Source organism: Cryobacterium sandaracinum, from assembly GCF_004403415.1.
GTDB classification, from domain to species: Bacteria; Actinomycetota; Actinomycetes; order Actinomycetales; family Microbacteriaceae; genus Cryobacterium; species Cryobacterium sandaracinum.
Map to the genome: position 1 here is coordinate 124,052 of NZ_SOGO01000033.1, position 26,396 is coordinate 150,447.

Consider the following 26,396-nt stretch of genomic DNA (forward strand, 5'->3'; position numbering starts at 1 on the left):
TCTGGAGCACATGAAGCTGACAGCACTGGCCACCCTGACCCTGGTGGGGGCGCTGGCCTTGAGCGGATGCACCACCGGCGCGCCCGAGACCGACACCACCCCCGCCGCCGCCTCCGCCACCGCCACCGCCGCTCCGGCCGACGGGGCCTGTGCCGGCGTGAGCGTCGTCGTCGACTTCGGCGCGCTCGACGCCCCCGAGATCACGGACTGCGTCGACACCGCCACCGCCACCGCCGGGACGATCACGGCCAGCACGGTTCTGGCGACCGCCGGTGTGGAAACCGAGGGCACCGTGGAGTGGGGCGACCAGGTGGTCTGCCGCGTGGGCGGCCGCCCGGCCGCCGACGAAACCATCAAGGTGGCCGGCGAAACCCCGTTCACCGAAACCTGCGCGTCCATGCCCGCCGCTGCCGCTTACTGGGCGCTCTGGGTCAAGCCCACCGCCGACGCGGAGTGGGAGTACGCCCAGGAGGGCCTCGGCAGCCTCGAGCTGGAACCGGGCCAGTCCGTCGGCCTCATCTTCACGACCGGCACCGAGACGCCCACCCCCGGAAGCTAATGCTGCGCTTCCGGTTTTCCCCCCTGCGCTCGGCGGCGCTGCTTGCCGGAGCGTTCGTGGGCATCCGGGTGCTCTACCGGGTGGCCTTCAGCGGGGCATCCGGCGGCGGCCTGTTGCTGCTCGACCTCCCGCGCCTGCCGCTCGATGGGCCGTTCAACCACATCGCGTTGTTCGGGCCCGTCACGACCGGAGGCCTCGGCAATGCCGCCCTGAGCGCGCTGCCCTTCGCTCTGGTGATCCTCGGGTTCGGAGTGCTCAACGCGCTCGTCGACGTGCGCCGCTTCTTCGCCCGGGGCGCTAACCGGGGCCCGCTGCGCGCCCTGTCGCGGTCGCTCGTGATCGCCTGGGCAACGTTCCCGGCACTGATCGACGCGGTGCGCCGGGTGCGCACGGCCAGTGCGTTGCGCGGCGAACGGTCGGCACCGGCCCTGCTGTTGCCGGTCTTCGAGCAGACCGTGGAACGGGCGCTCGGCCTGGCTGCGTCCATGGAGTCCCGCGGGTTCGCCGCCACGCGGGCGGCAGCCGGCGAGTGTGAGAAGCCGGTCGTGATGACGGATGCCGCACTCGGCTTCGAGGGTGAGCGCTGGCACCTCGAGGGACTCACCCTCGACCTCGCTCCCGGCACGCTGACCGTGATCGCCGGTTCGACCGGATCGGGAAAGACCAGCCTGCTGCACAGCATGAGCGGTCTCTTCCAGCACTTCGCCGAAGGCACCCAGCACGGTTCGATCGAGGTGGGCGGCGCCGACCGCGCCGCCACTCCCCCGCGCGAAACGGCCGGCTTCGTCGGACTTGTCACCCAGAACGTGCGGCTCTCCTTCGTGGCCGAAACCGTGCCGGACGAGATCGGCTTCGCCCTCGCGGTGCGCGGCATCGCACCGGTCCTCGTGGAGCAGCGGGTGCGCGACGTGGCCGAGCGGCTGGGGATCGAGCATCTGCTCGGCCGCGGCACCTCGGAGCTCTCGGCGGGCGAGGCCAGTCTCGTCGCCATCGGCGCCGCCCTGGTCAACCAGCCGATCCTGCTGCTCGTGGACGAACCTCTGGCCGATCTCGACACCCCGGCGCGGGAGCGCGTGGTGCAGGTGCTCGACCGCCTGGCCCACGAGACCCAGGTCTGCGTCGTGGTCGCCGAGCACAACACCCGGGAGTGGTCGAATTCGGCGGATGCCTGGCTCGAGCTCCGCGGTGCGCGCGTGCATGCGCTCGGCCCGGGCGAGCGGCCGAGTGCGCTGGTCGCGGCGGAGCAGGCGGCGGAGCAGGCGGCACAGCAGGGTCAGAGCACCCTGACCACCCCCGCCACCGGGCCTGCGGGGCCGCTCGCGAGTATCCGTCACCTCACGGTTCTGCACGGGAGCGAGCGGGCGGTCGACGATGTGTCGCTGGACCTCTACGCGGGCGACCTGGTGGCGCTCGAGGGTCGGAACGGCGCGGGCAAGAGCAGCCTGCTGCGCGCGATCGCCCTTTCGGCGACGCGAGGCAGCGTGCTCGTGGCCGGGCGGGACGTGGCGCAGCTGCGCCCCCGATACCGCCGCACGGCTGTGGCCCTGGTGCCGGAGAATTTCGACGATCTGCTCTTCGCCGTCACGGTGGCCGAGGAGTGCCGCCGGGCCGACCGCCGGCTGAAGCCCCCGGCCGGGAAGGGAACCGGGATCGGAACCGCGCTCCGGTTCGCGAACCTACTCGGGCTTGGCACCATGGCGGAGGCGGCGCACCTGATGCGGCGGCATCCGCGGGACCTCTCGGCCGGCGAACGCCTCTGCCTCGTGATGGCCATCCAGCTGGCCGCCGAGCCGCGGGTGCTGCTGGTGGACGAACCGACGCGCGGCCTCGATCCACAGGCCCGGGCGATCGTCGCCGCCGCGCTAGTGCGCGCCTCGAGTGACACGTCGGCGGTCCTGTTCGCCACCCACGACCGCGACTTCGCCCGGTCCCTGGCGACGAAGACGGTCATCATGGCCGCCGGCCTGCTCACCGAACCGGAACCGGTGCGGTCATGAGGCGCACCGGCTGGACGGGCTGGACCGCCTGGGTGCTCGGCGGCGGCAGTATCCTCGCGGCCGCCGGCTTCGCCTGGCCGTTCTTCGCCTCGGCGCTGCCGGAGAACGCCCAGTCGGCCGCGCCGGTCGTGGCCTTCGCGCTCGTGCCGGCCCTGATCGTGGCCCTCGCTCTCACCCTCGACGGGGAGATGTACACGGCCAAGACCGTGGCCCTGCTGGGGGTGCTCTCCGCGGTCGGCGCCGCCGTGCGCATCGCGGGCACCGGCGTCGGCGGCGTCGAGGCCGTGTTCATCCTGCTGATCCTGGCCGGTCGCGCCTACGGGGCCCGCTTCGGGTTCCTGCTCGGCCTGCTCACCATCGCGGTGTCCTCGGCCCTGTGGGGTGGGTTCGGCCCGTGGACCCCGTTCCAGATGTTCGCCTGCGGCTGGGTGGGAGCCGGGGCGGCGCTGCTGCCGCGCATCCGTTCCGCACATATCGGCGCGGCCCGCCTCGAGATCGCGATGCTCGTGGCCTACGGCATCGTGGCGTCCTACCTCTTCGGACTGGTGATGAACCTCTGGTTCTGGCCGTTCGCGGTGGGCTCGGGCACCGACATCTCCTATGCGGCCGACGCCACGCTCGGCGAGAACCTCGCCTCCTTCGCCCTGTACACGCTCGTGACGTCGACCCTCACCTGGGACACCGTGCGCGCCATCACCACCACGGTCGGGATCGTGCTGGTAGGCCCGGCCGCACTGGCCGCTCTCCGCCGAGCGAAGCTGGGCCGGCCAGGCAGGGCCGCCCGACCACCCCAGGCCGAACCGGCTACACCGGCTACACCGGCTACACCGAGAAGTACTTCCCTTCCGGGTGGTGGAACACGAACGCATCCGTCGACTGCTCCGGGTGCAGCTGCAGCTCCTCCGACAGCACCACACCCATCCGCTTAGGCCTGAGTAGTTCGACGACCGTGTGGCGGTCCTCCATCTCGGGACAGGCCGGGTAGCCCAGCGAGAACAGGGTGCCGCGGTACTCGAGCTTGAACATGCCGGCCAGTTCGACCGGGTCTTCGGCACCCAGGCCGAGCTCCTCCCGCACCCGGGAGTGCCAGTATTCGGCCAGCGCCTCGGTGAGCTGCATGGTCAGCCCGTTGAGCTCCATGTAGTCGCGGTATTTGTTCTCGGCGAAGAGCTTTGCCGTGACCGTGTCGACGTTCGCTCCGGCCGTGACCAGTTGGAGGGCGACGACATCCGTCTGGCCGGATTCGCGTGGGCGAACGAAGTCCGCCAGGCACAGGTGCCGGTCGCGCCGCTGCCGGGGGAAAACGAATCGCAGGCGTTCGGAATCCACGGTGCCGCCGGAGCCGCCGTCGGGGGCGGGCAGGCCGGCGACCCCCAGCACGCCCGACGGGTCGTCGCCGTGGTGCAGCACGACGAGGTCGTTGCCCTCGCTTGGTGCCGGGAAGTAGCCGTAGGCGACGGAGGCGTCGAGTATGCCCTCGGCGAGGATGCGGTCGAGCCAGTAGCGCAGCCGGGGTCGGCCCTCGGTGTCCACCAGATGCTGGTAGCTCTTGCCGTCGCCGCCGCGGCTGGGCTTCAGACCCCACTTCCCCATGAACGTGGCCCGCTCGTCGAGGAACGTGGAGTACTCGGCCAGCGCGATCCCCTTGACGATGCGGGTGCCCCAGAACGGCGGAACGGGCACGGGGTTGTCGGCGACCACATCGGAGCGGGCTGGCATGGCGTCCGGCTCCGTGACGGTGAGCAGACTGCGCTTGTGGATGCGCTTTTTGAGCGGCGGCAGACCCACGGATTCCGGGTCGGCGCCCCGCGCGACGGCGACCAGCGGCTCCATCACCGCCAACCCCTCAAAGGCATCCCGCGCGTGGCGCACCGTGCCGTCGAACAATTCGGCACGGTCCTCCTCGACGTAGGCCCGTCCTACAGCATGGTGCCCATGGCGCCGTCGGCGATGACGACCCGGACGTTCAACGCATCCAGCAGAGCCTGGGCCCGCATCGGTCGCACGGCGTCGGTGTGCAGGGCGTCGTGTGCACGGGGTTCGCTCATCGGCCCAGCTCGACCGGGCCGCCCGCCGCGCAGCTCCGTGTAACGCGCCGTGGCCTCGGGCACCGCAGGGGACGCGACTGCGTCAGGCCGACGAGCCGCCGGCGATCTCGTAGGACCACAGCTCACTGCTGATGCCCATGGGCCGGGCCGGTGCTTCGCCCTCCGTCGGGGCGTCGCCGCGGTGACCCTGCGCGAAAGACGGCGAGGTCAGCCAAGCCTGGAAGGACTCCTCGTCGGCCCAGCGGGTGACGACCAGCCAGGTGCTGCGACCATCCGTCGGCTTGAGTAGTTCGAAACCCTCGAAACCCGGTCGGTCGTCGACCGCACCGGCTCGGGCGGCAAACCGGAGGGCCAGCTCGTCGCCGTTGTCGCCGGGCACCGTGATGGCGTTGATTTTGATGATCGTCATGGGGTTTCTCCCTCTCGTGGATGCACTGTTTATTCCTCCCATGCTGTCACCCTCGGCGGCAACGACCTCACCCTGCGGGCTCTCGCCAGGCCCGATGCCTATGTTGGTGTCACAATGCGACTCTTTCTGATCCGTCACGGCCAGACGCCCGCGAATGTGCTCGGCCAGCTCGACACCGCTCACCCTGGCCCCGGCCTGACCGAGCTCGGGTTCCGGCAGGCCTCAGTGATTCCGGATGCCCTGCGCCTCGAGTCAATCGACGCCATCTTCGCGTCGACGCTCGTACGCACCCGGCTCACGGCCGAGCCGCTGGCGACCGCGTTGCAGCTCGACGTTCAGGTGGCCACCGGGCTGCACGAGATCGAAGCGGGCGCGCTCGAGGGACTTAGCGACCGAGCATCCATTCGCACCTATTTTGAAACCGTGCTGACCTGGGTCACCGGGGACCTCGCGGCCAGGATGCCCGAAGGCCTGGACGGGAACAGCTTCTTCTCCCGGTTCGACGCCGATATCGCTTCTGCCGCCGCCGGTGCCGACACGGCGGCGGTGTTCAGCCACGGCGCGGCGATCCGCGTGTGGACCGCGGCCCGCCCCAGCAATGTGTCGCCCCTGTTCGCGGGCACGACCGACCTCGAGAACACGGGGATGGTCGAGTTGTCCGGCTCTCCCGAAGACGGTTGGACCCTCGTTTCGTGGGCCGGCCTCAGCGTGGGCTCACCGGGCGGACCGCAGCTGCTGTCGCTCAAGGTGCACTGAGTCCTCCGCCATTGGTTGTCTCGCGCGGTTGTATCGCGCGGTTGTATTACGCCCGGAGGGCCGAACCAATTCGACGGAGATTTTAAGGAAAAATCCGGTTTTCGGGCTGTTTTGGGGCAATTTGGGCAGAATCTCGGCTCCCCTGCTCTATCCGTCGAATTCGTTCGGGACGAGACGCTACACCGGCCTGACCGACGCCCAGCGCCTGTCCATGATCGGCATCACGCCGATGATCGGGCTGAACGACACGGGAGGTCTGCTCGCTCACCGACACGACCAAGGTCGGCAAGTTCGCCAAGGCGAACGCGCTGAACTACCTCGGCTGGTGGGAAATGACCCGGGACCAGCCGTGCACCGGCGGGATCGCCGCGTACATGTGCTCCGGGGTGAGCAACCCGCAGTGGTCGTTCTCCCGGGCGTTCGTGGCGGTCACCAACTAGCCGCACGCCACTCAGCACCGAAAAGACGGATGCCCCTGCCCGGCCGGGTGGGGGCATCCGTTGCTTCATCGGCTGAAACGGCTACACGTGGTCGCGCCAGCTGTGCTGCGGTGCGTAGCCGAGCATCCGTCGGGCCTTGTCGATGGAGAGCAAGGTGTCGTTCTCGCCGACCTCCCGGAGTTCGACGCCGGGGAAGACCTCGGCGGCCAGCTCGGCGTTCGGCCGGCTCATCACCGTGTCGGCGGCGGCGATGATGAACGCCTCGAAGCCCGGCTTCGCGTTCTGCAATGCCCGCAGCACGGCCTGGGCGCCGTCACGGCCGTCGATGTAGCCCCACAGGTTCCACTTGCGCAGGGTGGCGTCGGCGTCGAAGGCGGGGAAGGCCGCGTAGTCCTCCGGGTCCTTCACGTTGGAGAAGCGCAGAGCCGTGATGCTGAGTTCGGGATCCCAGCGGGTGAGCTGGATCGCCAGCTGCTCCTCGAGGTGCTTCACCAGCGAGTAGGTGCTCTCGGGCCGGGCCGGGTACTCCTCGTCTACGGGAATATAGGGCGGGTCGATGTCGAACGGGAGACCGAGCACAGTCTCGCTGGACGCGTAGACCAGCTTCTTGATGCCCGCCCGCCGGGCCGCCTGGAACACGTTGTAGGTGGAGAGGATGTTGTTGTGGAACGTGGCCACGTCGGGAACCAGGCCGGGAGCCGGGATCGCGCCGAGGTGCACGATGGCGTCGAACCCGCTATGCCGGTCATCGACACCGAGGACCGCGTCGACGACCTGGCCGTAGTCTGTGAGGTCCACGACCACCAGATCGTGGCTGCGGGCACCGTCGCGGTCGAGGTTCAGTACCTCGTGGCCCTCGGCGACGAGGTACGTCACGACGGTCCGGCCGAGCTTTCCGCTTCCACCAGTGACAACGATCTTCATGCGGGACTCCTTTGTGTGGGCGGTGCTGCGGATGCAGCGCTGCGGCATCCGTGCCGGGTCTCGGCAGCTAGGACGACACGAACAAGCGTACGACTGCACGGTGGGCGCGCTGTGCGTGCAATGCGCGTGCAATGCGCGTGCAACGCGCGTGCACTAGCCTCCAGACATGGAAACGTGGGACGTCATCGTGGTCGGTGCGGGCGTCTGCGGTCTGACCATCGCCCGGAACCTGCAGGAGCGCGGTCGTGCGGTCCTCCTCCTCGACAAGGGATCGCGGCCGGGCGGGCGGCTCGCGAGCCGCCCGCTCGGCGGCCGGTTGTTGAACCCGTCCGTCGACACGGTTCACAGTCACGACGCCGAGGTCACCCGCGAGATCACCCGCCGAACGGGAGCCCGGTTCGTGCCCGACACCGAGGGCTACGCGAAGTGGATGTTCGACGAGCCCGCGGGCGATATCGCCAAGCGGTGGGCGGGCGGCACGACGCTCCGGCGCACCTTCGTCACCCACCTCGCCGTGCAGGATTCCGGTCTTATCCACGTCGTGCCGCACAACTCGGGGGAACCGTTCGGGGGCCGGGCGGTGGTTCTCACAGCGCCGGTTCCACAGAACCTGCAGATGCTGCGCGGCAGCGGGATCGCTGTCGCGCCCGGCCTGCTCGAGGCTGCCTACGACAGGCGGGCCGTTCTGCTGTGCATCGTCGACGGCGCCGACGTCGTGAATGACGTCGTGGGCTGGTCCGCTCCCGACGGAGTCATCGAGACGATTAGAGTCAGGCACCGGGACGATGCCCGACAGGTGTGGCTCGAGGTCATTGCAAGCCCGCTCTGGAGCGAGGCGACCTGGGACGCGGACGCCACATTCTCGCAGGCGGAGCTGCTGGCCGAGCTGATCCGGCTGCTGCCCTGCGTGCGCGTTCTGGACTCAGCGTTGAAGCGCTGGCGGTATGCGAATGCTGTGGTGCCTGCAGATTCGGGGTCGGATTCCACGTTCTTCCGCAGCGCGGACCAGCCCGGCATCTTCGTGGCGGGAGACGGTTTCGGGCGGCTGCACGGGCATCCGTCGGGCATCTCTCGGGCCGTGCGCTCCGGACTGGACGTGGCCCGCGCGCTCGCCTAGCCCGTTTGAGCCCGGCGGTCGAGCTCGTCTTCCGGCGGTCGAGCCCGTCGAGACCCGGCGCGCCGTCGCTAACTTCGGAGATTTTGGCGACACGCCGCTCAGGCGCCAAGACCGGCGTTTACCAAAAAATCTTCGTATTAACGTGACGACGGATGCGGGTGGCAGACCCGGTGACGGATGCCCGAAGCAGGCCTGGTCGCTCCCCGCCGAGGCACTGGCCGGGTTCGAGCAGGCCCTGCTGGAGTCGGCCCCGCACCTGACGGTGTCGAACCTCGCCTAGAGCAGCACGCCCCACACCACGTGCGCGGCCAGCAGCGTGGTGCCGAGCGTGACGAGGGTGATCTGCACGATCTCCACTCGGTGCGGATGCGCCCATGCGCCGTGGGCTCGCCGGCCGAGCCAGGCGTTGGTCCAGACCAAGGCCGCCACCGCGAGCAGCGAGAGGGTGACGGTGCGCACGAAGAGTTCGGGCACGTCATGGAGGACCCCGGCGCCGACCTGGTAGAAGGCGATGATGCCCCACGGCACGATGCCGACCATGGCTCCGAAGACGAAGGGCCGGAGCGAGCCGCCGGCCGGTTCACGCTCCTGCAGTGCGAGGAACAGCGTGGCACCCGCCGTGATGGCGTAGAGCGCCACCAGCGTGCCGACCTCCGTGACGCCGTTGAACTGGGCGATGAGGAACACCGTGATCGCGGAGACCTGCGAGTACTCGACCCAGCGCAGCGGATTGCGCGCGGCGGCCAGGCCGCGCCGGTAGCTGCCGGCGACCGTCGGGGTCACGGCGGCGAGGCGTAGGAGCGCGGAGAAGGCGAGCAGGACGACGACGGCCACCCCGAGGTTCACGGCGGCCAGGTCGACGACCTGCGCTTCGGCCTGGGAACCCACCGGCCCGCCGGGGAAGCCGGCCGTGACCGGCAGCAGCACCGGGGCGCTCTGGGCCAGGACGACCACGGAGACCAGAACGGCCTGTGCGATCAGGAGGAGTGCGGCGGCGAGGTTGACGCTGCTCAGGCGGGTGGATCGGGCGTCCGTCACGGTGTTCTCCGATGCCGTCGTCATGCGCTCAGCGTAACGGCCGGGGTGCGCCGGCAGCCTCCGGAAACGCGAGAATGAAGGGGTGAGTGACGCCGGCAGCTTCGTAGACGCGACGCTGCAGGCCGAGGGGGATCCGTACCGGGCGGCGGCGGCGCAGGAGCGGCTGGGCAGCGACCTGCGGTTCTACGGTGCCTCGGTCGGCGCGGTGCGCGGAACGATCCGGGACGCCGGCCGCCGGTATCCCGGCCTGACGCACGACGACATCACAGCATTGAGTTCCGAGCTGTGGGCGGTGCCGGTGTTCGAGCGCCGTCTCGCGGCCGTCGTGCTGCTGCAATCGAATGTGCGGGTGCTGGACAACTCCGACCTGAGCCGGATCGAGGGATTTGTGCGAAGTGCCCGCCTGCGCGAGTTGGTCGACCCGCTCGCCGTCGACGTGGTGGGTCCGCTGGTGGAGCGGTTGGATGCGCCGGGCCGGGCCCGGGCAGACGGGGTGCTCAATCGCTGGGCCGGCGACGGCGATCCGTGGTTGCGCCGGGCCTACCTGCTCACGAAGCGTCGGCTCGAGCAGCACCTCTGATCAGTCTCAGAGCCCCGGCAGAACCTGCTCGCGCACCTGCTTGCGCAGGATCTTGCCGAGCATGGAGCGGGGCATGTCCTCGATCGTGACGATCCGGCGCGGGATCTTGTAGGCGGCGAGGTGCTCGCGGCAGTGCTCCCGCAGTGCATCCTCATCGAGCGGCACTCCGGGCTTCAGCTCGACTGCCGCGACGACCATTTCCCCGCCGCGTTCGAGAGCCTTGCCGACGACGGCCGCGTCGACGACATCCGCGTGCAGTCGCAGCACCGCCTCGACCTCCGAGGGCGAGACGTTGAAGCCGCCGGTGATGACGAGTTCCTTGGCGCGGTCCACGATCGTGGTGAAGCCGTCTGCGTCGACGGTCACGATGTCCCCCGTGCGCATCCAGCCGCCGGGGAGGAGGGCCTTCGCGGTCTCCTCGGGGTTGTTCCAGTAGCCCTGGAAAACCTGGGGGCCCTTCAGGAGCAGCTCGCCGGGCCGGCCCTGCACTACCTCCACGGTGGGGTCGTCCAGGTCGACCACCTTCATCAGCGTGGAGGGAAAGGGCACGCCGACCGTGCCGGGCCGGCGGGTGGGGTGGAACGGGTTGCCGAGGGCCACCGGCGACGTCTCCGTCATGCCATAGCCCTCCACCAGCAGCCCGCCCGACACCGATTCCCACAGTTCCACGACATGGTCGGGCAGGTTCATCGCACCCGAGATGCAGTACTTGCAGGAGCGCAGCGAGATTCCGCGCTCCTTCGCCACCACGGCCGTGCGCTCGTAGATCGGCGGCACCGCGCAATACACCGTGGCGGGCGACTTCTTCATGGCGTCGAGAATCAAGTTGGGGTCGAACTTGGGGAACAAGACGAGCAGACCTTGCTTACGGATGCCGTAGGTCAGGTAGAGGGTCATACCGAACGCGTGGAACATCGGCAGGATCGCGTAGAAGACCTCCTTGCGGTACTCGGCCCCGTGCATCCATGCCTCGCCCTGCAGAGCGTTGGAGTACAGGTTGAAGTGGGTGAGCATGGCGCCCTTGGGCTGGCCCGTGGTGCCCGAGGTGTACTGGAGGGCCGCGAGGTCGTCGACCGACGGGCGCGGATGCGCGGGATCGATCGGGAGATGGCTGAGCAGTTCCTTCCACGGGATCGTGCCCGGCGCGGCAATCGTGAGGGCCTCGCGGGATTCGCGCAATTTCTTCACCGGCAGGTGCAGGGCGAGGCGCTTGAGGGTCGGGAACGCCAGGAGCAGGTTCACGGACACGATGTGGTCGATCTCGATGTCGCGCGGGAAGGCGCGAACGGAGGCCACGGACTTGTCCCAGGCGATCACGATGCGCGCCTGGTGGTCCTCGAACTGGTGGCGGAGTTCCCGCGAGGTGTACAGCGGATTGTGCTCGACCACCACGGCACCCAGGCGCAGCACCGCGTAGAAGGCGACGACGTGCTGGGGGCAGTTCGGCAGGATCAGGGCCACCCGGTCTCCCGCTCGCACCCCGAGGTGCCGCAGACCCTCCGCAACCCGGTCGACCTGGTCGCCGAGCTCGGTGTACGTCGTGCGGCGCCCGAAGAACTCGAGTGCGGGGTGGTCACCGGCCTCGGCCACGGCCCGCTCGAGCATCGCGACGAGCGACTCCGTGGGGAGCTCGATCTCGGCCGGGACGCCCGGCTGATAGTTCTTTACCCAGGGTTGCTGCTGCGTTGTCGACATGGTCTTATCCTCCCGCACGAACGGGGCGCACTCTCCGATGGATTACCGTTGTAGTATGCACACCCCTGACACGACCCCCACGCAGAGCGAGGCAGATACTGCCCGCGACACGAAAACCTTCGCCGACCTTGGGCTCAATGATTCGATGCTCAAGGCGCTCAAGGACGTCGGGTACGAAACTCCCTCCGCCATTCAGGCCGCCACCATCCCCCCGCTTCTCGCCGGGCGCGACGTCGTCGGCCTCGCCCAGACCGGAACCGGCAAGACTGCCGCGTTCGCGCTGCCGATTCTTTCGCGCCTCGACCTGGCGCAGAAGACCCCGCAGGCACTCGTGCTCTCCCCGACCCGTGAGCTTGCCCTACAGGTCTGTGAGGCATTCGAGAAGTACGCCGGTCATATGCGCGGCGTGCACGTGCTCCCCGTCTACGGCGGCCAGGGCTATGGCGTGCAGCTCTCCGCGCTGCGTCGTGGGGTGCACATCGTCGTCGGTACGCCCGGCCGCATCATGGACCACCTCGAAAAGGGCACGCTCGACCTGTCGCAGCTGAAGTACCTGGTGCTCGACGAGGCCGATGAGATGCTCAAGATGGGCTTCGCCGAGGACGTCGAGACGATCCTCGCCGACACCCCGAACGACAAGCAGGTCGCCCTGTTCTCGGCGACCATGCCGCCGCAGATCAGGCGGATTTCGAAGAAGTACCTGAACGACCCTGAAGAGATCACGATCAAGAACAAGACCACGACCTCCGCGAACACGACCCAGCGCTACCTGATGGTGTCGTACCCGCAGAAGGTCGACGCGCTCACCCGCATCCTCGAAGTGGAGAACTTCGAGGGCATGATCGTCTTCACCCGCACCAAGAACGAGACCGAACTGCTCGCCGAGAAGCTGCGCGCGCGCGGCTACTCCGCCGCTGCCATCAACGGCGATGTGGCCCAAGTGCAGCGCGAGCGCACCGTCAACCAGCTCAAGTCCGGCAAGCTGGACATCCTGGTCGCAACGGATGTCGCCGCGCGCGGCCTCGACGTCGACCGCATCAGCCACGTCGTCAACTACGACATCCCGATCGACACCGAGTCGTACGTGCACCGCATCGGCCGCACCGGCCGAGCCGGCCGCAGCGGCGCAGCGATCAGCTTCGTCACGCCGCGCGAGCGACACCTGCTCAACGCCATCGAGCGGGCGACCCGCCAGCCGCTGACGCAGATGCAGCTGCCCAGCTTCGAAGACGTCAATGTCACCCGCCTGGCACGCTTCGACGACGCCATCACCGAGGCCCTCGGCCAGTCCGAACGGATCGGCGCCTTCCGCGACATCATCGGTCACTACGTCGCACATCACGACGTGCCCGAAGCGGATGTCGCGGCGGCCCTGGCGGTCGTCGCCCAGGGAGAGACTCCCCTGCTGCTCACCCAGGCGGATGCCCGCGCGCAGCGGCCCGAGCGTGCCGACCGCGGCGACCGGGCAGAGCGCGCCCGCGCCGACGCCGGTCGCGGCGACCGCCGTGACGAACGCGCAGAGCGCGGCGAACGCGTGGAGCGGGTGGAACGCCGCCCCCGCGACAACAACCGCGCGATGGCCTCGTACCGCATCGAGGTCGGCAAGCGCCACAAGGTGGAACCGCGCCAGATCGTCGGCGCTCTCGCCAACGAGGGTGGCCTGAGCCGCGAAGACTTCGGTCACATCCAGATCAACCCGGAATACTCGCTCGTCGAGCTGCCGGCCGACATGCCGGGCGACGTGCTGGGCCGACTGGAGAACACCCGCATCAGCGGCAAGCTCATCGAAATCCGTGCCGACGGCGGCGGACCGGTCCGTCGCGAGGGCCGCACCGAGCGCCCGCCGCGCCAGCCGCGCAGCTACTAGGCACCTGCCTCGGCAGGGCACGGGTCTGCGATCCGCTACCCTGCCGGGGGCTATCCAACTCTGGTGCAGAGTGCAATCGTCGTCGGCGAACCACATGGTTCCTGACGAAGGAGATTGACATGTTCACCAGTTCCGAGGCCTTCAGTTCGTTCTCCGTTGACGACATCGACAAGGCAAAACGCTTCTACGGTGAGACCCTCGGTCTCTCCGTCACGGAGGGCATGATGGGCAACCTCGAGGTTCGGCTCGGCAACGGCGCGCAGCTGTTCATTTACGTCAAGCCCGATCATGTGCCGGCGTCCTTCACCGTTCTCAACTTCATGACCGACGACGTCGAGAAGACGGTCGACGAGCTCAACGCCCGCGGCGTGACCACGAAGATCTACGGCGATGCGGATCTGGCCGACATGCCGCCCAACGACGAGAAGGGCATCATGCGCGACGAGGAAGACCGGGCCCAAATCGCCTGGTTCACGGACCCGGCCGCCAACGTGCTGGCCGTGGTCGCGGAATCCATGTAGCGGTGTACCCGGTGATCTGGAACGGGGAGACCAGCCAAAACATCATCGGCCGTTGGAGACCTTCGTCGGGAGCAGACCGGAACTCGGCGGTCTCAGCGCGCAGGAACGTGACCTCCTGAGCACCACGGTCTTCCGGGCAGTGGAGCGTCGGTGCGACTGTTGGGGGTTTGACTTCCTGTGGTTGCCGGTCGGCTCGACCCTCTGGCGCCCTAACGGTGTCAGCGGCTCCGCGTCGCCGGGAACAGCGGCTTGCAGGTCGTGCAGACCTCGCCGTCCTCACCGTTTACACTCCGATCGTCGACGGCACGGTGCTCGATGCCCAGACGCTCGAGCAGCGCCCATGCCAGCAGCGCGATCGCGGCGACGGCGACGACCGGGCGAACGGCGGCCGCGATAAGTGGAACGGCCTCCCGCAGTTCGGTGGTGAGATAAACCGCGATCAGGCCGAGCACGGGCCAGCGCACGTCACACCGGGTGGCTTCCCCGCCGATCGGGGCATCGAAGTAGCTGGCGACGACCAGGCCGATCAGCCCGGCCCCGACGACCGTGACCGCATAGGCCCAGACGGCACCGGGGAACATCAGTGATCCGCCGGCCACGGCAACGGAGCCCGAGGCGAGTGTCAGCGCGGTTAACGCCGCCGCCGCGATGCCGGCTGCGACCATCCGTCTTCGGCGAGGCCAGATGCGGAGGTCGGTGAACGTTCTAGAGATTCTCATGGTGTGGCTGATTCCTCGATTGTCAAGAGGGTTGATACCCCACGGGGTATTTTATACACATGTAGTCAGACCCGACAAGGCCAGATGATCTGCGCAAGACCATGAGCCGGCTCAAGCGCGCCCAGGGGCAACTCGTCGCGGTGATCGCCGCCGTCGAAGCAGGCACCGACTGCCGGGCGGTCGTCACCCAGCTCGCCGCCGTCTCCAGCGCCATCGACCGCGCCGGCTTCACGATCATCACCTCCGCGATGAAGGAGTGTCTCCCCGACCAGGGCGACACCGTTGACAAGAAGCCCCTCCACGTGGAGGAACTCGAAAAGCTGTTCCTAGCGCTGTCCTAGTCGACAAGCGCCACCACGGCCTGCACGGCCACATAGACCGCGACGAGCAGAACCAGAACGGCGAATCCGCGTTTCAGCACAGTGTCGGACAGTCCGCGGGCGAGCCGGCCGGCGATCAGCGACGCAGCCATGGCCGTCACGGCGAACGCACCGGTCACGGCCCAGTCGATCTGCACGTCACCCAGGTGCGCGGTGAACCCGGCCAACGAGTTGATGACGATGATGACCAGCGAGGTTCCCACGGTCACGCTCATGGGCAGGCCGAGCACGAGGGTGAGCGCGGGCACGATGAGGAAGCCTCCACCGACTCCGAGCAGCCCGGTCAGGAAACCGACCACCGCGCCGGTGGCGAGCGCGCGGGGCAGGCAGCTGCGCCACCTGATCTCCCCGCCCGGGAGCGCACAGGGGCCGCCGCCAGGTCGGGGCGGCATGAACATGCGGATGCCGGCGATCACCATGATCACGGCGAAAATCAGCAACAGAACTCCCGGGTTAAGCAGCCGGTTGACCATGGTGCCCAGGTAGGCGGTCGCCACCCCGGCCGACCCGACGATGGTGGCCAGCCGCCAGTTGACGCCGCGACGCAGCCGCGGGAGCACGGCGACGGCGGAGGCCGCTCCGACAACGATCAGGGAGGTGGGGATCGCCTCCTCCAACGGCAGCCCGACCCCGTAGACGAGGGCCGGCACGGCGATGATCGCCCCGCCCCCACCGACCAGGCCCAGCAGGGACCCGACGATGAGCCCGAGGACGAGGGCCGCGATGATCACGGGCGCTGAGGCAGAACAGTGGGCAGCCGCTCAGCAGTCCACTCGAGCATTCCGCCCGTCATCGTATTCGCGTCGAATCCCGCGGCAGCCACGTAGTCGGCGGCGCTGGCGCTGCGACTCCCGCTGCGACAGCCCAGGATCACGGGTCGCTTCGGGTCCAGAGCTGCGGTGTTCTCCGGAATCGTACTGAGCGGAATGTGCCGGGCTCCGGCGATCATGCCGTCGAGAAGCTCGGGGGTTTCCCGCACTTCGACGATCTGCGCCTCGGCCAGGCGGCTGAAGACTTGCTGCGGGGTGAGTTCCATTATGAGTGCCTTTCCAGGGACAGATTGGGGCGGAATGGTGCCCACAGAACCAGGAGGACTCCGGTCAGCGCGACGACGCCGAACAGGACCGCTCCCAGAAGACGATGGGGAGCACCAGGGCCGCGTACCAAAACAGGCCCGGCGTGAGCACCCCGGGCAAAAACGGAGAGACTGATCGAGACGACAGTGTCGAGGCCAGAACCGAAGAGCACACCGATCGGCAGCATCTTCCAGGGACGGTCCACGAGCCGGGACTGCGCTTCTCGGCCGGGTGGATCGCCGTTCGCTTTCCCGGCATGGGGTTAGACGGTCAGCTCGGCCAGGGTGAGTCCGGCAGCCGTGGCCTCGTCGAAGTTCCCGTCGACGTGCACGACCTCACGGCCGGCGCGCTGCAGAAGGCTGGCGGCGACCCCGGCACGGTAGCCGGAACCGCAGTGCACCCAGATTGTGCCGGCCGGGATCTCCTCCATCCGGGAGAGCAACTCGTGCAGCGGAACATTCACCGCACCGAGCAGGTGGGAACCGGCGAACTCGTCGGCGCGACGGGTGTCCAGGAGGACATCCTGTTCGGCGCGGCCCTGCAGCATCCCGACCCAGCCCACACGCGGGTAGGTGGCGACCGGGGCATCCGGGGCCAGGGCGTGCGGCTCGGTGCCGATGGCGGCATCCGGCGAGTCGATGCCGATGCGCGACAGGTCACGGATGGCGTCCTCGACGTCTGCGCGGTCGCCGACCAGGGTGAGCTGCTCCTTCCAGGGCAGAACCCAGCCCAGGTAGGTGGTGAAGTTCGAGCCGTTGCCGTATTCGAAGCTCACGGCACCCTGCAGGTGGTTACTCGAGAACGCGACCCGGTTGCGCAGGTCGACGACCCACTCCCCCTCGGCCAGGCGCCGGGTGAGCTCGACGGCGTCGAGGGACTCGGGCACCTGCAGGTTCGGCGCGCCGGGACCCTGCGTATTCGCGGGGGCCATGTGCGCGTAGTAGGAGGGGTAGGCGGTGAGGTTGGTGATCAGGTCGCGCACGAAGTGCTCCTCATCGGAGTCGGTCAGGGCGTGGTTCGCCGTGAGCTGTTCGCCGATGGTGGATGCTCCGGCGCCGGTGGCCGGGCCGCTGGAGCAGAAGGAGCCGAACCCGTGGGTCGGGAAGAGCGCGGCGTCATGCTCGGCCTTGTGCACGAGCCGGCGCACCGAGGCATACTGGTCGTGGGTGAGCGCGACCGTGTCGGTCGTGGCTACCAGGTCGGTGCGTCCGACCGAGCCGAACAGCAGGCTGCCGCCGGAGAAGACCGCCTCTTCGCTGCCGTCTCTGACGATGTAGGACACGTGGGTGTGGGTGTGCCCCGGCGTGGCCACCACGGTGACGGTCAGGCCGCCGACTGGGAAGACCTGGCCGTCGGTGACCGGCTCCCGCTCGAAAGTGACGGAGTCGGCGGCGTTGACCAGGTACTTCGCGCCGTGCACCCGGGCGAGCGCGAAGCCGCCGGTCACGTAGTCGTTGTGCAGGTGGGTCTCGGCGACGTGGGTGATGGTGACTCCGGCCTCGCGTGCCGCGCTCTCCACCCGGTCGGTGTCGCGCTGCGGGTCGATGACCAGCGCGACCGCGCCGTCGTGCACCAGGTAGCTGCGGTCTCCCAGCTGCGGGGTTTCGATAACGATAACGTCCATGGTTCGAAGTCCTCCAAGTCTTGCGTGCGTCGTGCTGACGTCTTGCCTGCGTTGTGCGTGCGATCGGATCGCACATTGGATACGATACCCCCAGGGGTATCTGAAAAGCAACCTGTCGGGCCGCTCCGGGCGCCGCCCGACGCTTGACCAAAATACCCCATGGGGTATATTCTGGAGTCATGGCAACCATTGACACCACCGAGAAAACCTTCGACCAGACCATCACCGACAACTCCATCGTGCTGGTGGACTTCTGGGCGGCCTGGTGCGGCCCGTGCCGCATGTTCGCGCCCACCTTCACCGCCGCGTCCGAGAAGCACCCCGACATCGTGTTCGCCAAGGTCGACACCGAGGCCGAGCAGAGCCTGGCCGCCGCCGCGGGCATCCGTTCGATCCCGACGCTGATGGCCTTCCGCGATAAAGTGCTGGTGTTCTCCCAGCCCGGCGCCCTGAACGCCTCCTCACTGGAAGAGGTCATCACCGCCGTGCGGAGCCTCGACATGGACGAGGTGCACGCCAGCATCGCAGCACGCCAGGCCGCCGACAAGGCGTCTGCCTGACCGGCCTCTCCGCCTTACCGACTCCCGGCGACGCCCCCCAGGCCGGCCAGTCGAACCCGAGCGGCATGGTCATGGGCACGCTGACCGAGGACCAGAAGTCAGAGCTCGCGGCGATGAGCGAAGAAGAGAAGCTCGCGTACGACCTGTACGCCGCATTCGACGCCCATTACGACCCGGCGCTCTCTACCCGCATCGCCAAGTCGGAATCCAAGCACCTGGATGCCGTGTGCACCCTCCTGGAGCGGTATGAGCTCACCGACCCGACCGTCGGACTGGAGGCCGACGAGTTCCTGACCGACGACACCCAGGACCTCTACGACACCCTCCTCGCCGAGGGCTCGGTCAGCGTGGACACCGCTATGGAGGCCGGACGCGCGGTCGAGGAGACCGACATCGCCGATCTGACCATCGCGGTCGAGGGCGTCACCGCCCCCGACGTGCTGAAGGTCTACGAGCGACTGCTGGCCGCTTTCGAAAGCACCTCGTCGCTTTCGGCGGCTAAGCACCGGCAACACCGCGAAGGGCACCCACGCTCGTGGGTGCCCTTCGCGGTGTTGTGGGTGGTGCCGGTGTTGCGGGCACTACGGGGTCGTGACGATCGGCAGACCGGTGGAGACGGTGGCGGCAGACATGGCGCCGGCATCCGTCACCGAGGTGAACCCGAGATCGGCCAGACGGGCCGCCGCGGCGGCCGAACGGCTGCCCGAGCGGCAGTACACGACGTAGTCGCCGTCGGTCGGCAACGCCGCAACCTGGCTGTCGAAGTCGGATGACTGCACATCGATGTTCAGCGCGTCTTCGAGGTGACCGGCGGCGTACTCCCCGGGGGTGCGCACGTCGATCACGACGGTGCCGGCCGCCATGGCGGACTCAGCCGCCGGGGCGACCGGAGCGGAGCACGCGGTGAGGCCGAACAGGGCGGCACCGGCCAGGACGAGTGCTGCGACGAGGTTCTTCATGCCTAGTTGCAGGTGCAGCGCTGAGCGGGCGGGATGTCGGCCATGACGCTGTCGACGTGCTCACCGCAACCGGTCCAGGTGATCTTGCCGCAACGGTTACAACGAATGGGGCTGCACATAGCTGACTCCTTCTCGATTCACTGAAAGTATCAGTATACCCCCTAGGGTATCCAGAGCGCCACCATCGGCCTCGGTCTCTTTCCCGACAGCCCTTGCCCCCAGACCACGGCCCGCCCGAACGAATTCGACGGAGATTTTCCGATTTTCGACCTGTGTGGGCCACAAACCGGGCTCCAGAGCCAAAATCTCCGTCGAATTCGTTAGGGGCGATGGGCGGGGTGCGAGTCGCGGGCGAGCTGGGTGGCCAGTTCGCCGAGGGCGGTGATGGTGTGGTCCGGTGCCGCGAAGAAGCTGGGGTAGATCTCATCGGCGCGGTTCAGCCACGCAGTGCGGAGGCCTGCCTGCGCGGCCCCGTGGATGTCCCAGGGGTGCACGGCCACCAGGAGCAGGTCGCCCGGCTTCACTCCGCAGACATCCGCGGCGTAGTCGTAGGCGGCCCGAACCGGCTTCCAAGCCGGGGCGTCCTCCACCGTGAGCAGAGCCTCGAACTCCCCTCGGAGACCCGCCCGGGTCAGGAGGGACTCGGCCACCTGCGCGGATCCGTTGGAGAAGGTCACCAGGCGCAACCCTGCACTTTTCAGATCACGGATGCCGTCGGCAATGTCCGGATGCAGGCTCAACGTCTCGAAGCCGTCCATCACGTGGCGCACCGAGTCGTCGAGGCTACGGGTCAGGTCGACGTCGCGGAGGACCCCGCGCAGGATCTCGGATCCGATCATGGAGAATTGCGCGGTTCCTCCCGCGGCGGCGAGGGCGAAGCCGTCCCGCAGCAGCGAGGCGAACCAGACCCGGGCCAGGTGGGCCGGGGCTCCGATCTCCACGAACCGGGCGCTCAGCGGGGACATATCGGAGAGGGTTTCGTTGACGTCGAAAACGATTACTGAAGGTGTGCTGTTCATAGTGATTTCCTTTGATTGGTGCGGTTCTGCCGCCGTGCCTTTCCCGCGAGGAACACCCCAGCCACGGTCAGGGCTCAGGTGGTCCTCCTGTCAAAGCTTTCTTCCGCGCAACACCCTAGTCGCGCGGGGAGGGATCCACCGGGGTGGCCTCCCCTCCGATCCCACCTGGGTCGTCGATCTCGGCATATTCCCGGTCACGATCCGGCTCGCTCAGGGAATTCTTCTCAAACGAAGAAGAATCCCAAAAGTTCTGCCGGGAATCGTGAAGAAGACCGCTTGTTATTGCAGCAGTCTTCAATTAGCAGCCGATAACGGGCCGCCGGAAGCCGTCCAACGCTCTGCACAATTCAACGTCGAAGGAATGCACATGACCATCTATCAAGACGACACCCAGGCTGTCGAAGCTCTCAAGAACGCGGCCGGAAGCAGCTGGGACGCGATCAACCCTGAGTCGGTCGCCCGCATGCGTGCACAGAACCGCTTCAAGACCGGCCTCGAAATCGCCCAGTACACCGCCGACATCATGCGCAAGGACATGGCGGAGTACGACGCGGACTCCTCCGTCTACACACAGTCCCTCGGAGTCTGGCACGGCTTCATCGGCCAGCAGAAGATGATCTCGATCAAGAAGCACCTGAAGACCACGAACAAGCGCTACCTGTACCTGTCCGGCTGGATGGTCGCTGCTCTGCGAAGCGACTTCGGCCCGCTGCCCGACCAGTCCATGCACGAGAAGACGGCCGTTCCCACGCTGGTCGAGGAGCTCTACACCTTCCTCCGCCAGGCCGACGCCCGCGAGCTGGACCTGCTATTCACCGCCCTGGACGGGGCCCGTACCGCCGGCAACGACGCCAAGGCCGCGGACATCCAGGAACAGATCGACAACTACGAGACCCACGTCGTGCCGATCATCGCGGACATCGACGCCGGTTTCGGTAACCCCGAGGCGACGTACCTTCTGGCCAAGAAGATGATCGAGGCAGGCGCCTGCGCCATCCAGATCGAGAATCAGGTCTCGGACGAGAAGCAGTGCGGCCACCAGGACGGCAAGGTCACCGTTCCCCACGAGGACTTCATCGCGAAGATCAACGCCGTGCGGTACGCGTTCCTCGAGCTCGGCATCGACAACGGCATCATCGTCTCGCGCACCGACTCGCTCGGTGCCGGCCTGACGCAGAAGCTCGCCGTGACCTACCAACCCGGGGACCTGGGCGACCAGTACAACTCCTTCCTCGACGTCGACGAGATCACCGAGGCCGAGTTGGGTAACGGGGATGTTGTCATCAAGCGCGACGGCAAGCTGCTGCGCCCCAAGCGCCTGGCAAGCAACCTGTTCCAGTTCCGTCAGGGAACCGGTGAGGCCCGTTGCGTTCTCGACAGCATCACCTCGCTGCAGAACGGCGCGGACCTGCTCTGGATTGAGACGGAGAAGCCGCACGTCGCCCAGATCGCCGGAATGATGAACGAGGTCCGCAAGGTCATCCCGAACGCCAAGTTGGTCTACAACAACAGCCCGTCGTTCAACTGGACGCTCAACTTCCGTCAGCAGGCGTACGACAACCTGCTCGCCGAGGGCAGGGACGTGTCGGCCTACGACCGCGCGAAGCTGATGAGCGTCGCCTACGACGAGACCGAGCTCGCTCAAATCGCCGACGAGAGCATCCGCACCTTCCAGCGCGACGGCTCGGCCGAGGCCGGCATCTTCCACCACCTCATCACTTTGCCGACCTACCACACGGCCGCGCTGTCCACCGATGACCTGGCCAAGGGCTACTTCGCCGACCAGGGCATGCTCGCCTACGTCAAGGGTGTGCAGCGTCGAGAGATCCGTGAGGGGATTGCCACGGTCAAGCACCAGAACATGTCCGGCTCCGACATCGGTGACAACCACAAGGAGTACTTCGCCGGCGAGGCCGCCCTGAAGGCCGGCGGCACCAACAACACGATGAACCAGTTCGAGGAACCGGCACTGAGCCACTAGCCCGAGTTCTGCAGAGGTCGCAATGAAGAAGCCCCAGTCGCAGAACTGGGGTTTCTTCGTTGGCCCTCCACCTTGGCCGGCAGGCTGAGGTTGTGCCAATCCTTGCCCGCAAAGGCTTCCACGTGCTCGTCGCCCCCTCGGGGCTGGCCAGACGCCTGCCGATGCCGATGCCGATGCCGATGCCGATCGAGCGTCGGTCACCGAGGCCCCGTTCTTCGCCTCGAGCAACCACCTCACGACGCACGAGCCAAACCCGCGGCGAGCGGGGTCGGCGGCTTGCCGGTGAGGCACGCGAGGACACCGGTGGTCTCACCGAGCAGGCCGTCACGGATGTCGGTGTCGAGCCCCACAACAAAGCCCACCAGGCCCGCGTCGAGTCCGAATCCCGTCAGCATGTCCGCGTGCGCGGCCGGGGTGAGGTTGCGGAAGGTGACGTCGCTCCCGATGAGGGTGCCAATGGTCGCCGCCAGCTCGTCGAAGTCTTAGGCGTGGTCGCCCGGGAGCCCGAGGTCTGACCGGCCAGTACGTCGTCCAGCAGGGCCACCGCCTCGGCATCCGCATATTCGGGGCGGCTGGCCGTGTGCTCGGGAGCCAGCAACCGGGCGGAGGTCGTGGCCTTGGGGCACTCGTGTCGACACGGAGTTGGGCCACGCGCTCGCCATGCGACTCCTGCCGTTCTGGACTGGATCGCCGGCAACGCCGTGTAACACGTGCACGCGAAATCGCGGATCCCGAGTCAGAACGGCGCAGGCTCGTCGCGGTCCGCCTGCCGTACGGTCTTCTCCGGGGAGGGCAACTTCTCCGCCCGACGCATGCCCGAGAACGCGACCGCGACCGCGACCGCCCAACGATGCTGGCGCGGCGTGGTTGCTGATGCAGGGTCATACGCAGCTCGCCCGACTATGCTGACCGCGGCGGCAGCGAGTTGCCAATGCGGAAACGGCGGTGGCGGTGAAGCCTTCGGGGTTCGACCTGGATGCCCGGTTGCGGCGCTACCCGTGGGTGTCGCGGGCCATGAACGCGGAGGCCGTCTACGGCACTGTGCTGACCGCGGGTCTCATTTCCGCGTTCTCCCTGTACAACCCCGGCCTGCCGGCCCTCATCGCCCGTACCGTGGGAACCGTCCTGGTGTTCTGGGGCGCGCATGTGTACGCCGAGATCGTCGGCAATCGGGACCTGAGCTGGCGGGAGGCGGTCCGTGAGGCGCTGCAACGCTCAGCCGGGCTGTTATGGGCGCTCATCGTGCCGGTAGCCTGCCTGATCCTCGCCGCACTCCTCGGGTGGTCGATAGATGCGGCCGTAGACCTTTCACTGTGGGCTGCTGTGATCACCCTCGCGGTGCTGGGTTGGTGGGCTGCCCGGCAACGGCAGGCCGGTTCACGCGCGAAGCTCGCCACCGCGGCGGGAACGGCGGGCATGGGCTTGGCACTGATCGCACTCAAGGCGCTCGTGCACTGAGCGAGGCGCGACCGCCGGCGACGGCGCTCCGGTCAGGCGCTGTCGTCTTCAGCGAGAAGCCTGTCGATCTGCCCCATGGCCTGGCGCATACCCTCCTCCATACCCAGCTCGGAAATCTGTTGCATTTGCTCGAGACTCGCAAACGTCGACACCGTGGTCATGCGGGTACGACCGTCGGCCTCCTCCAGAGTCACCACGGCCCGCACCGAGCCCATCTCGAGAATCGGGTCACCGTTCTCGTCGGCGAAGCCGTCCTCGAATTCCAACCGGCGCGGCGGCTGGATCAGCGTGGTCACCCACCAGCCGGGCCCCTTCTCGCCGTCCGGGCCGGTCATGTAGTAGTTCGACCGGCCGCCGGGCACGAAGTCGTGCCGCTCGAAGGTGGCCGGCCAGGTCGGCGGGCCCCACCAGCGCTCGAGCTGACGCGGGTCCTCCCAGAGCTGCCACACCCGCTCCGGGCTCGCGTCGAAATCGGCCACGAAGGTGAGCGTCAGCGCCTCGGTGTCGGTGTTCGAACTGATGACGGTCATGATTTCTCCTTCGGGGTTTTCGCTTTCTGGTCTCAGAACAGGATCTCGCTTATGTCTTCCGTGGTGAATACCCCGTGGGTATGAAAACAGGGACAGATCGACGGCACGGAGGGCACCTGGCCGTTCGAGAAGTGCACCGGCATGCCGTCGGGTGCGATGGGCAAGGTCGTGGCGGCGACCGGTCCGGCTCGAGCACCGGGCCTAAAAACCGACCACGCGCAAGCGCTGCGCGACCGCCGCCTCACCGTAGGGATAGTCGGAAACGACCGGTGAACTGAGTGCGCCTAACAGTTCCAGGTGCTCTGGGCTCAGTTGCACGTCGGCCGCGGACAGGTTTTCCGCGAGCTGCTTCACACTCCGCGCCCCGAGGATGACCGAGGTCACCGCCGGTTGCACCTCAAGCCAGGCAAGGGACACCTGCGCGCTCGTGGCACCGATCTCGGCTGCAACCTCAGCGACGCCGTCGATTATACGCCAGGTGCGTTCCTGCTTGTTGCGCGGACCCCAGGCTTCCATCCCGCGCGCGGGATCCTCACCGAGGCGCGTTGCTCCGGTGGGGTCCGTGTCGCGCCGGTACTTACCCGACAACCAGCCTCCGCCGAGGGGCGACCAAGGGAGAAGCCCCAGGCCCGCGTCGAGTGCGGCCGGCACGATCTCCGATTCGATTTCGCGCACGAGGAGGCTGTACTGCGGTTGCAGGGTGACCGGCGGCGTGAAACCGAGCGCCCGCGCCACGTACACGGCCTTCATCAGCTGCCAACCCAGAAAGTTGGAGAAGCCGTAGTAGCCGATTTTCCCGCTCCGGATGGCGTCGTCGAGAAAGCGCAGGGTCTCCTCCAGCGGCGTCAACGCGTCCCAGGCGTGCAGTTGATATAGGTCGACGTGATCCGTGCCCAGCCGGCGCAGCGAATCGTCAAGTGCCCGGTTCAGATGCCGGCGGCTGGTTCCCCGATCGTTGGGGCCGGTGCCCATCGGAAACCTGCCCTTGGTCGCGAGAACGATCTGCGCACGCTCGGTCGGGTGCGAAGCCAGCCAGGACCCGATCATTTCCTCCGAGACCCCGGAGCTGTAGACATCCGCGGTGTCGACGAAGTTGCCGCCTGCCTCTACATATGTGTCCAGAAGTGTGTGTGCCATCTCCTGATCGGCCTCCGCGCCGAAAGTCATGGTGCCGAGGGCGTAGGTCGAAACGACCGCGCCGCTGTTGCCGAGTGAGCGATATTCCATGTGCGATTCCTGTTCTTTTTCGAGGCGGAGTGCCCGAGACCCTGCCATCAGTTTCACACGTTCGACTACGTCGATACCGCCCGTCCGTTGACCTGAGGGCCACCCCGGGCGACCCTGTTCGACACCCATCCATTCCATGCCTTCTTCACCACCAGCACCGTCGACACCGTCGCCGCCGACACAACCCACCGCACTCACGCCACGATAGCGCTCGTGAATGCCGACCTTAGAGCAGTTCCTTGGCGCACCTGCCCGAGCACTGGCCCTCGGAGAAACCCAGGACGGCCCTGTTCGACCAGAACTTTCGACCGCGACAACCCGACCCCACCTGACCAAGCAGCGGACACCGGCATCAACAGGAACACCAGCGGAACACCCCGGGCCGCGAGACCCGGACCGCATCCGCGCCTGAAACTCTCAAAGCCCCCCACAAAACCGATATCAGAATTCCCTCACAAGCCAGCCGGTGGACTCAGGCTAAGCAGCCGTGCTCGTCGGCCGTGCGGCGCGAGTCCTCACGGTCGAGCCAGTCTCCCAAAAGCTGTCTCTCGGTCGCGGTGAGCACGGTTGTGTCGGCTAAAGACGCTCGAAGCCGCACAGCAGCAGTGACCGCAGCGGACCCGACTGTCGGTCCGGCGTCGTTCAGGACTGATGCGAGAACCGCTTCACGAGTGCGATGGGATACCTGGAAGGTCGGAAGCGTCGAGCATCCCGGCTTTGGCTGCGCGATGGAGAGGACCGGCGAGAATGGTTGCTGCCGCCACAGAAGCGGGAGTGGTTTGACCTGGCCGCGATCCGCTATATGGCGGGTGGCTGCACACCGGCCGCGCGGCTGACGGCACGCGTGGACACTCCATCACGCCCGACGTTGACAAGGAGGGTCGTCGCGGCAGCGATGAGCCGAGCGCGGGT

27 protein-coding genes and 3 pseudogenes are annotated in these 26,396 nt (G+C 67.6%); 15 read left to right on the plus strand and 15 right to left on the minus strand.

All coding sequences use genetic code 11. From position 1 onward, the window contains the following. Positions 1–10: 10 nt before the first annotated feature. From E3T25_RS16830 to E3T25_RS17510, 3 genes are read left to right on the plus strand one after another with little or no spacing between them, the layout of a single operon-like run. On the plus strand, positions 11–559 hold the full coding sequence (locus tag E3T25_RS16830; protein WP_166786002.1) for a hypothetical protein: 549 nt from the start codon (positions 11–13) through the stop codon (positions 557–559). Continuing rightward, entirely contained in the window at positions 559–2,556 is a 1,998-nt protein-coding gene (locus E3T25_RS12010; RefSeq protein WP_241980833.1) for an ATP-binding cassette domain-containing protein, read from the plus strand. Before E3T25_RS16830 ends, E3T25_RS12010 begins: the two co-directional genes overlap by 1 nt. Further along, positions 2,553–3,485, plus strand: a complete 933-nt coding sequence (locus E3T25_RS17510; protein ID WP_241980835.1) for an ECF transporter S component — start codon at positions 2,553–2,555, stop codon at positions 3,483–3,485. The genes E3T25_RS12010 and E3T25_RS17510 overlap by 4 nt, the downstream gene beginning before the upstream one ends. Here E3T25_RS17510 and E3T25_RS12015 read toward each other — a convergent pair. From E3T25_RS12015 to E3T25_RS12020, 3 genes and pseudogenes are all read right to left on the minus strand, one after another. Further along, positions 3,379–4,491, minus strand: a pseudogene (locus E3T25_RS12015) (vitamin B12 dependent-methionine synthase activation domain-containing protein); the annotation flags it as partial. The gene E3T25_RS17510 and the pseudogene E3T25_RS12015 sit on opposite strands and share 107 nt — an antisense overlap. Continuing rightward, the gene (locus tag E3T25_RS17705; protein WP_255409034.1) at positions 4,476–4,604 is read right to left on the minus strand and encodes a hypothetical protein; all 129 of its coding nucleotides are present in this window, start codon (positions 4,602–4,604) and stop codon (positions 4,476–4,478) included. The pseudogene E3T25_RS12015 and the gene E3T25_RS17705, both read right to left, overlap by 16 nt. Before the next feature lie 82 nt (positions 4,605–4,686). Next, entirely contained in the window at positions 4,687–5,013 is a 327-nt protein-coding gene (locus E3T25_RS12020; protein ID WP_134374446.1) for an antibiotic biosynthesis monooxygenase family protein, read from the minus strand. A 114-nt stretch (positions 5,014–5,127) separates the two neighbouring features. Here E3T25_RS12020 and E3T25_RS12025 point away from each other — a divergent pair, with 114 nt between their 5' ends. After that, positions 5,128–5,769, plus strand: coding sequence for a histidine phosphatase family protein (locus tag E3T25_RS12025; RefSeq protein ID WP_134374448.1), 642 nt, complete (start codon positions 5,128–5,130; stop codon positions 5,767–5,769). A gap of 521 nt (positions 5,770–6,290) precedes the next feature. On the opposite strand, the gene E3T25_RS12030 is transcribed toward E3T25_RS12025, so the two are convergent. After that, positions 6,291–7,133 carry an NAD-dependent epimerase/dehydratase family protein gene (locus E3T25_RS12030; RefSeq protein ID WP_134374450.1) on the minus strand — a complete coding sequence of 281 codons (843 nt, stop codon included), beginning with the start codon at positions 7,131–7,133 and terminating at the stop codon, positions 6,291–6,293. Positions 7,134–7,299: 166 nt separating this feature from the next. Here E3T25_RS12030 and E3T25_RS12035 point away from each other — a divergent pair, with 166 nt between their 5' ends. Together E3T25_RS12035 and E3T25_RS16835 are read left to right on the plus strand one after the other, a co-directional pair. After that, positions 7,300–8,250: an FAD-dependent oxidoreductase gene (locus tag E3T25_RS12035; protein WP_134374452.1), complete on the plus strand. Its 951-nt coding sequence runs from the start codon at positions 7,300–7,302 to the stop codon at positions 8,248–8,250. Between the two features lie 142 nt (positions 8,251–8,392). Then, positions 8,393–8,530 carry a hypothetical protein gene (locus tag E3T25_RS16835; protein WP_158250276.1) on the plus strand — a complete coding sequence of 46 codons (138 nt, stop codon included), beginning with the start codon at positions 8,393–8,395 and terminating at the stop codon, positions 8,528–8,530. On the opposite strand, the gene heR is transcribed toward E3T25_RS16835, so the two are convergent. Beyond that, positions 8,527–9,312, minus strand: coding sequence for a heliorhodopsin HeR (gene heR, locus E3T25_RS12040; RefSeq protein ID WP_134374454.1), 786 nt, complete (start codon positions 9,310–9,312; stop codon positions 8,527–8,529). The two genes, E3T25_RS16835 and heR, sit on opposite strands and share 4 nt — an antisense overlap. A 58-nt stretch (positions 9,313–9,370) precedes the next feature. Here heR and E3T25_RS12045 point away from each other — a divergent pair, with 58 nt between their 5' ends. Beyond that, positions 9,371–9,868 carry a DNA alkylation repair protein gene (locus tag E3T25_RS12045; RefSeq protein WP_134374456.1) on the plus strand — a complete coding sequence of 166 codons (498 nt, stop codon included), beginning with the start codon at positions 9,371–9,373 and terminating at the stop codon, positions 9,866–9,868. 6 nt (positions 9,869–9,874) lie between these two features. Here E3T25_RS12045 and E3T25_RS12050 read toward each other — a convergent pair whose 3' ends face one another. Continuing rightward, positions 9,875–11,563 (minus strand): long-chain-fatty-acid--CoA ligase, encoded by a 1,689-nt coding sequence (locus E3T25_RS12050; RefSeq protein ID WP_134342388.1) that lies wholly within the window; start codon positions 11,561–11,563, stop codon positions 9,875–9,877. A 55-nt stretch (positions 11,564–11,618) separates the two neighbouring features. Here E3T25_RS12050 and E3T25_RS12055 point away from each other — a divergent pair, with 55 nt between their 5' ends. Together E3T25_RS12055 and E3T25_RS12060 are read left to right on the plus strand one after the other, a co-directional pair. Then, a complete protein-coding gene (locus E3T25_RS12055; RefSeq protein WP_104101489.1) occupies positions 11,619–13,430 on the plus strand; it encodes a DEAD/DEAH box helicase in 1,812 nt (603 codons plus the stop codon). Between the two features lie 119 nt (positions 13,431–13,549). Beyond that, complete coding sequence (locus E3T25_RS12060) at positions 13,550–13,951, plus strand: VOC family protein (RefSeq protein ID WP_104101492.1); 402 nt, start codon at positions 13,550–13,552, stop codon at positions 13,949–13,951. A gap of 218 nt (positions 13,952–14,169) precedes the next feature. On the opposite strand, the gene E3T25_RS12065 is transcribed toward E3T25_RS12060, so the two are convergent. After that, entirely contained in the window at positions 14,170–14,670 is a 501-nt protein-coding gene (locus E3T25_RS12065; protein WP_134342389.1) for a hypothetical protein, read from the minus strand. A 101-nt stretch (positions 14,671–14,771) separates the two neighbouring features. Between E3T25_RS12065 and E3T25_RS12070 the strand changes: the two genes are divergently transcribed. Further along, a complete protein-coding gene (locus E3T25_RS12070) occupies positions 14,772–15,011 on the plus strand; it encodes a metal-sensitive transcriptional regulator (RefSeq protein WP_134342390.1) in 240 nt (79 codons plus the stop codon). Here E3T25_RS12070 and E3T25_RS12075 read toward each other — a convergent pair. The 3 genes from E3T25_RS12075 to E3T25_RS12085 all read right to left on the minus strand — a co-directional run bounded on the left by E3T25_RS12075 (position 15,008) and on the right by E3T25_RS12085 (position 17,750). Then, positions 15,008–15,781 (minus strand): sulfite exporter TauE/SafE family protein, encoded by a 774-nt coding sequence (locus E3T25_RS12075; RefSeq protein ID WP_338145480.1) that lies wholly within the window; start codon positions 15,779–15,781, stop codon positions 15,008–15,010. The two genes, E3T25_RS12070 and E3T25_RS12075, sit on opposite strands and share 4 nt — an antisense overlap. After that, positions 15,778–16,086, minus strand: a complete 309-nt coding sequence (locus E3T25_RS12080) for a rhodanese-like domain-containing protein (RefSeq protein ID WP_134342391.1) — start codon at positions 16,084–16,086, stop codon at positions 15,778–15,780. The genes E3T25_RS12075 and E3T25_RS12080 overlap by 4 nt, the downstream gene beginning before the upstream one ends. A gap of 302 nt (positions 16,087–16,388) precedes the next feature. After that, positions 16,389–17,750, minus strand: coding sequence for an MBL fold metallo-hydrolase (locus E3T25_RS12085; RefSeq protein WP_134374458.1), 1,362 nt, complete (start codon positions 17,748–17,750; stop codon positions 16,389–16,391). A 179-nt stretch (positions 17,751–17,929) separates the two neighbouring features. Between E3T25_RS12085 and trxA the strand changes: the two genes are divergently transcribed. Next, entirely contained in the window at positions 17,930–18,310 is a 381-nt protein-coding gene (gene trxA / locus E3T25_RS12090) for a thioredoxin (RefSeq protein ID WP_104101506.1), read from the plus strand. A 113-nt stretch (positions 18,311–18,423) separates the two neighbouring features. After that, a pseudogene (locus E3T25_RS17975) lies at positions 18,424–18,717 on the plus strand (DUF2202 domain-containing protein); the annotation flags it as partial. 174 nt (positions 18,718–18,891) lie between these two features. On the opposite strand, the gene E3T25_RS12100 reads toward E3T25_RS17975, so the two are convergent. Then, positions 18,892–19,269, minus strand: a complete 378-nt coding sequence (locus tag E3T25_RS12100; protein ID WP_104101511.1) for a rhodanese-like domain-containing protein — start codon at positions 19,267–19,269, stop codon at positions 18,892–18,894. 320 nt (positions 19,270–19,589) lie between these two features. After that, entirely contained in the window at positions 19,590–20,288 is a 699-nt protein-coding gene (locus tag E3T25_RS12105) for a haloacid dehalogenase type II (RefSeq protein ID WP_104171164.1), read from the minus strand. Positions 20,289–20,655: 367 nt separating this feature from the next. On the opposite strand from E3T25_RS12105, the gene E3T25_RS12110 reads away from it, so the two are divergent. Next, positions 20,656–22,269 (plus strand): isocitrate lyase, encoded by a 1,614-nt coding sequence (locus E3T25_RS12110; protein WP_134374462.1) that lies wholly within the window; start codon positions 20,656–20,658, stop codon positions 22,267–22,269. A 233-nt stretch (positions 22,270–22,502) separates the two neighbouring features. On the opposite strand, the gene E3T25_RS16845 is transcribed toward E3T25_RS12110, so the two are convergent. After that, complete coding sequence (locus E3T25_RS16845; RefSeq protein WP_166786003.1) at positions 22,503–22,664, minus strand: hypothetical protein; 162 nt, start codon at positions 22,662–22,664, stop codon at positions 22,503–22,505. Positions 22,665–23,220: 556 nt separating this feature from the next. Between E3T25_RS16845 and E3T25_RS12115 the strand changes: the two genes are divergently transcribed. Beyond that, a complete protein-coding gene (locus E3T25_RS12115) occupies positions 23,221–23,727 on the plus strand; it encodes a hypothetical protein (RefSeq protein ID WP_134374464.1) in 507 nt (168 codons plus the stop codon). A 32-nt stretch (positions 23,728–23,759) separates the two neighbouring features. Here E3T25_RS12115 and E3T25_RS12120 read toward each other — a convergent pair whose 3' ends face one another. Further along, complete coding sequence (locus E3T25_RS12120; protein WP_134342397.1) at positions 23,760–24,257, minus strand: SRPBCC family protein; 498 nt, start codon at positions 24,255–24,257, stop codon at positions 23,760–23,762. Positions 24,258–24,458: 201 nt separating this feature from the next. Next, positions 24,459–25,484, minus strand: coding sequence for an aldo/keto reductase (locus tag E3T25_RS12125; protein WP_134374508.1), 1,026 nt, complete (start codon positions 25,482–25,484; stop codon positions 24,459–24,461). A 105-nt stretch (positions 25,485–25,589) separates the two neighbouring features. Here E3T25_RS12125 and E3T25_RS17980 point away from each other — a divergent pair. Next, positions 25,590–25,738 (plus strand): annotated as a pseudogene (locus tag E3T25_RS17980) (IS1380 family transposase); the annotation flags it as partial. Between the last annotated feature and the right edge of the window lie 658 nt (positions 25,739–26,396).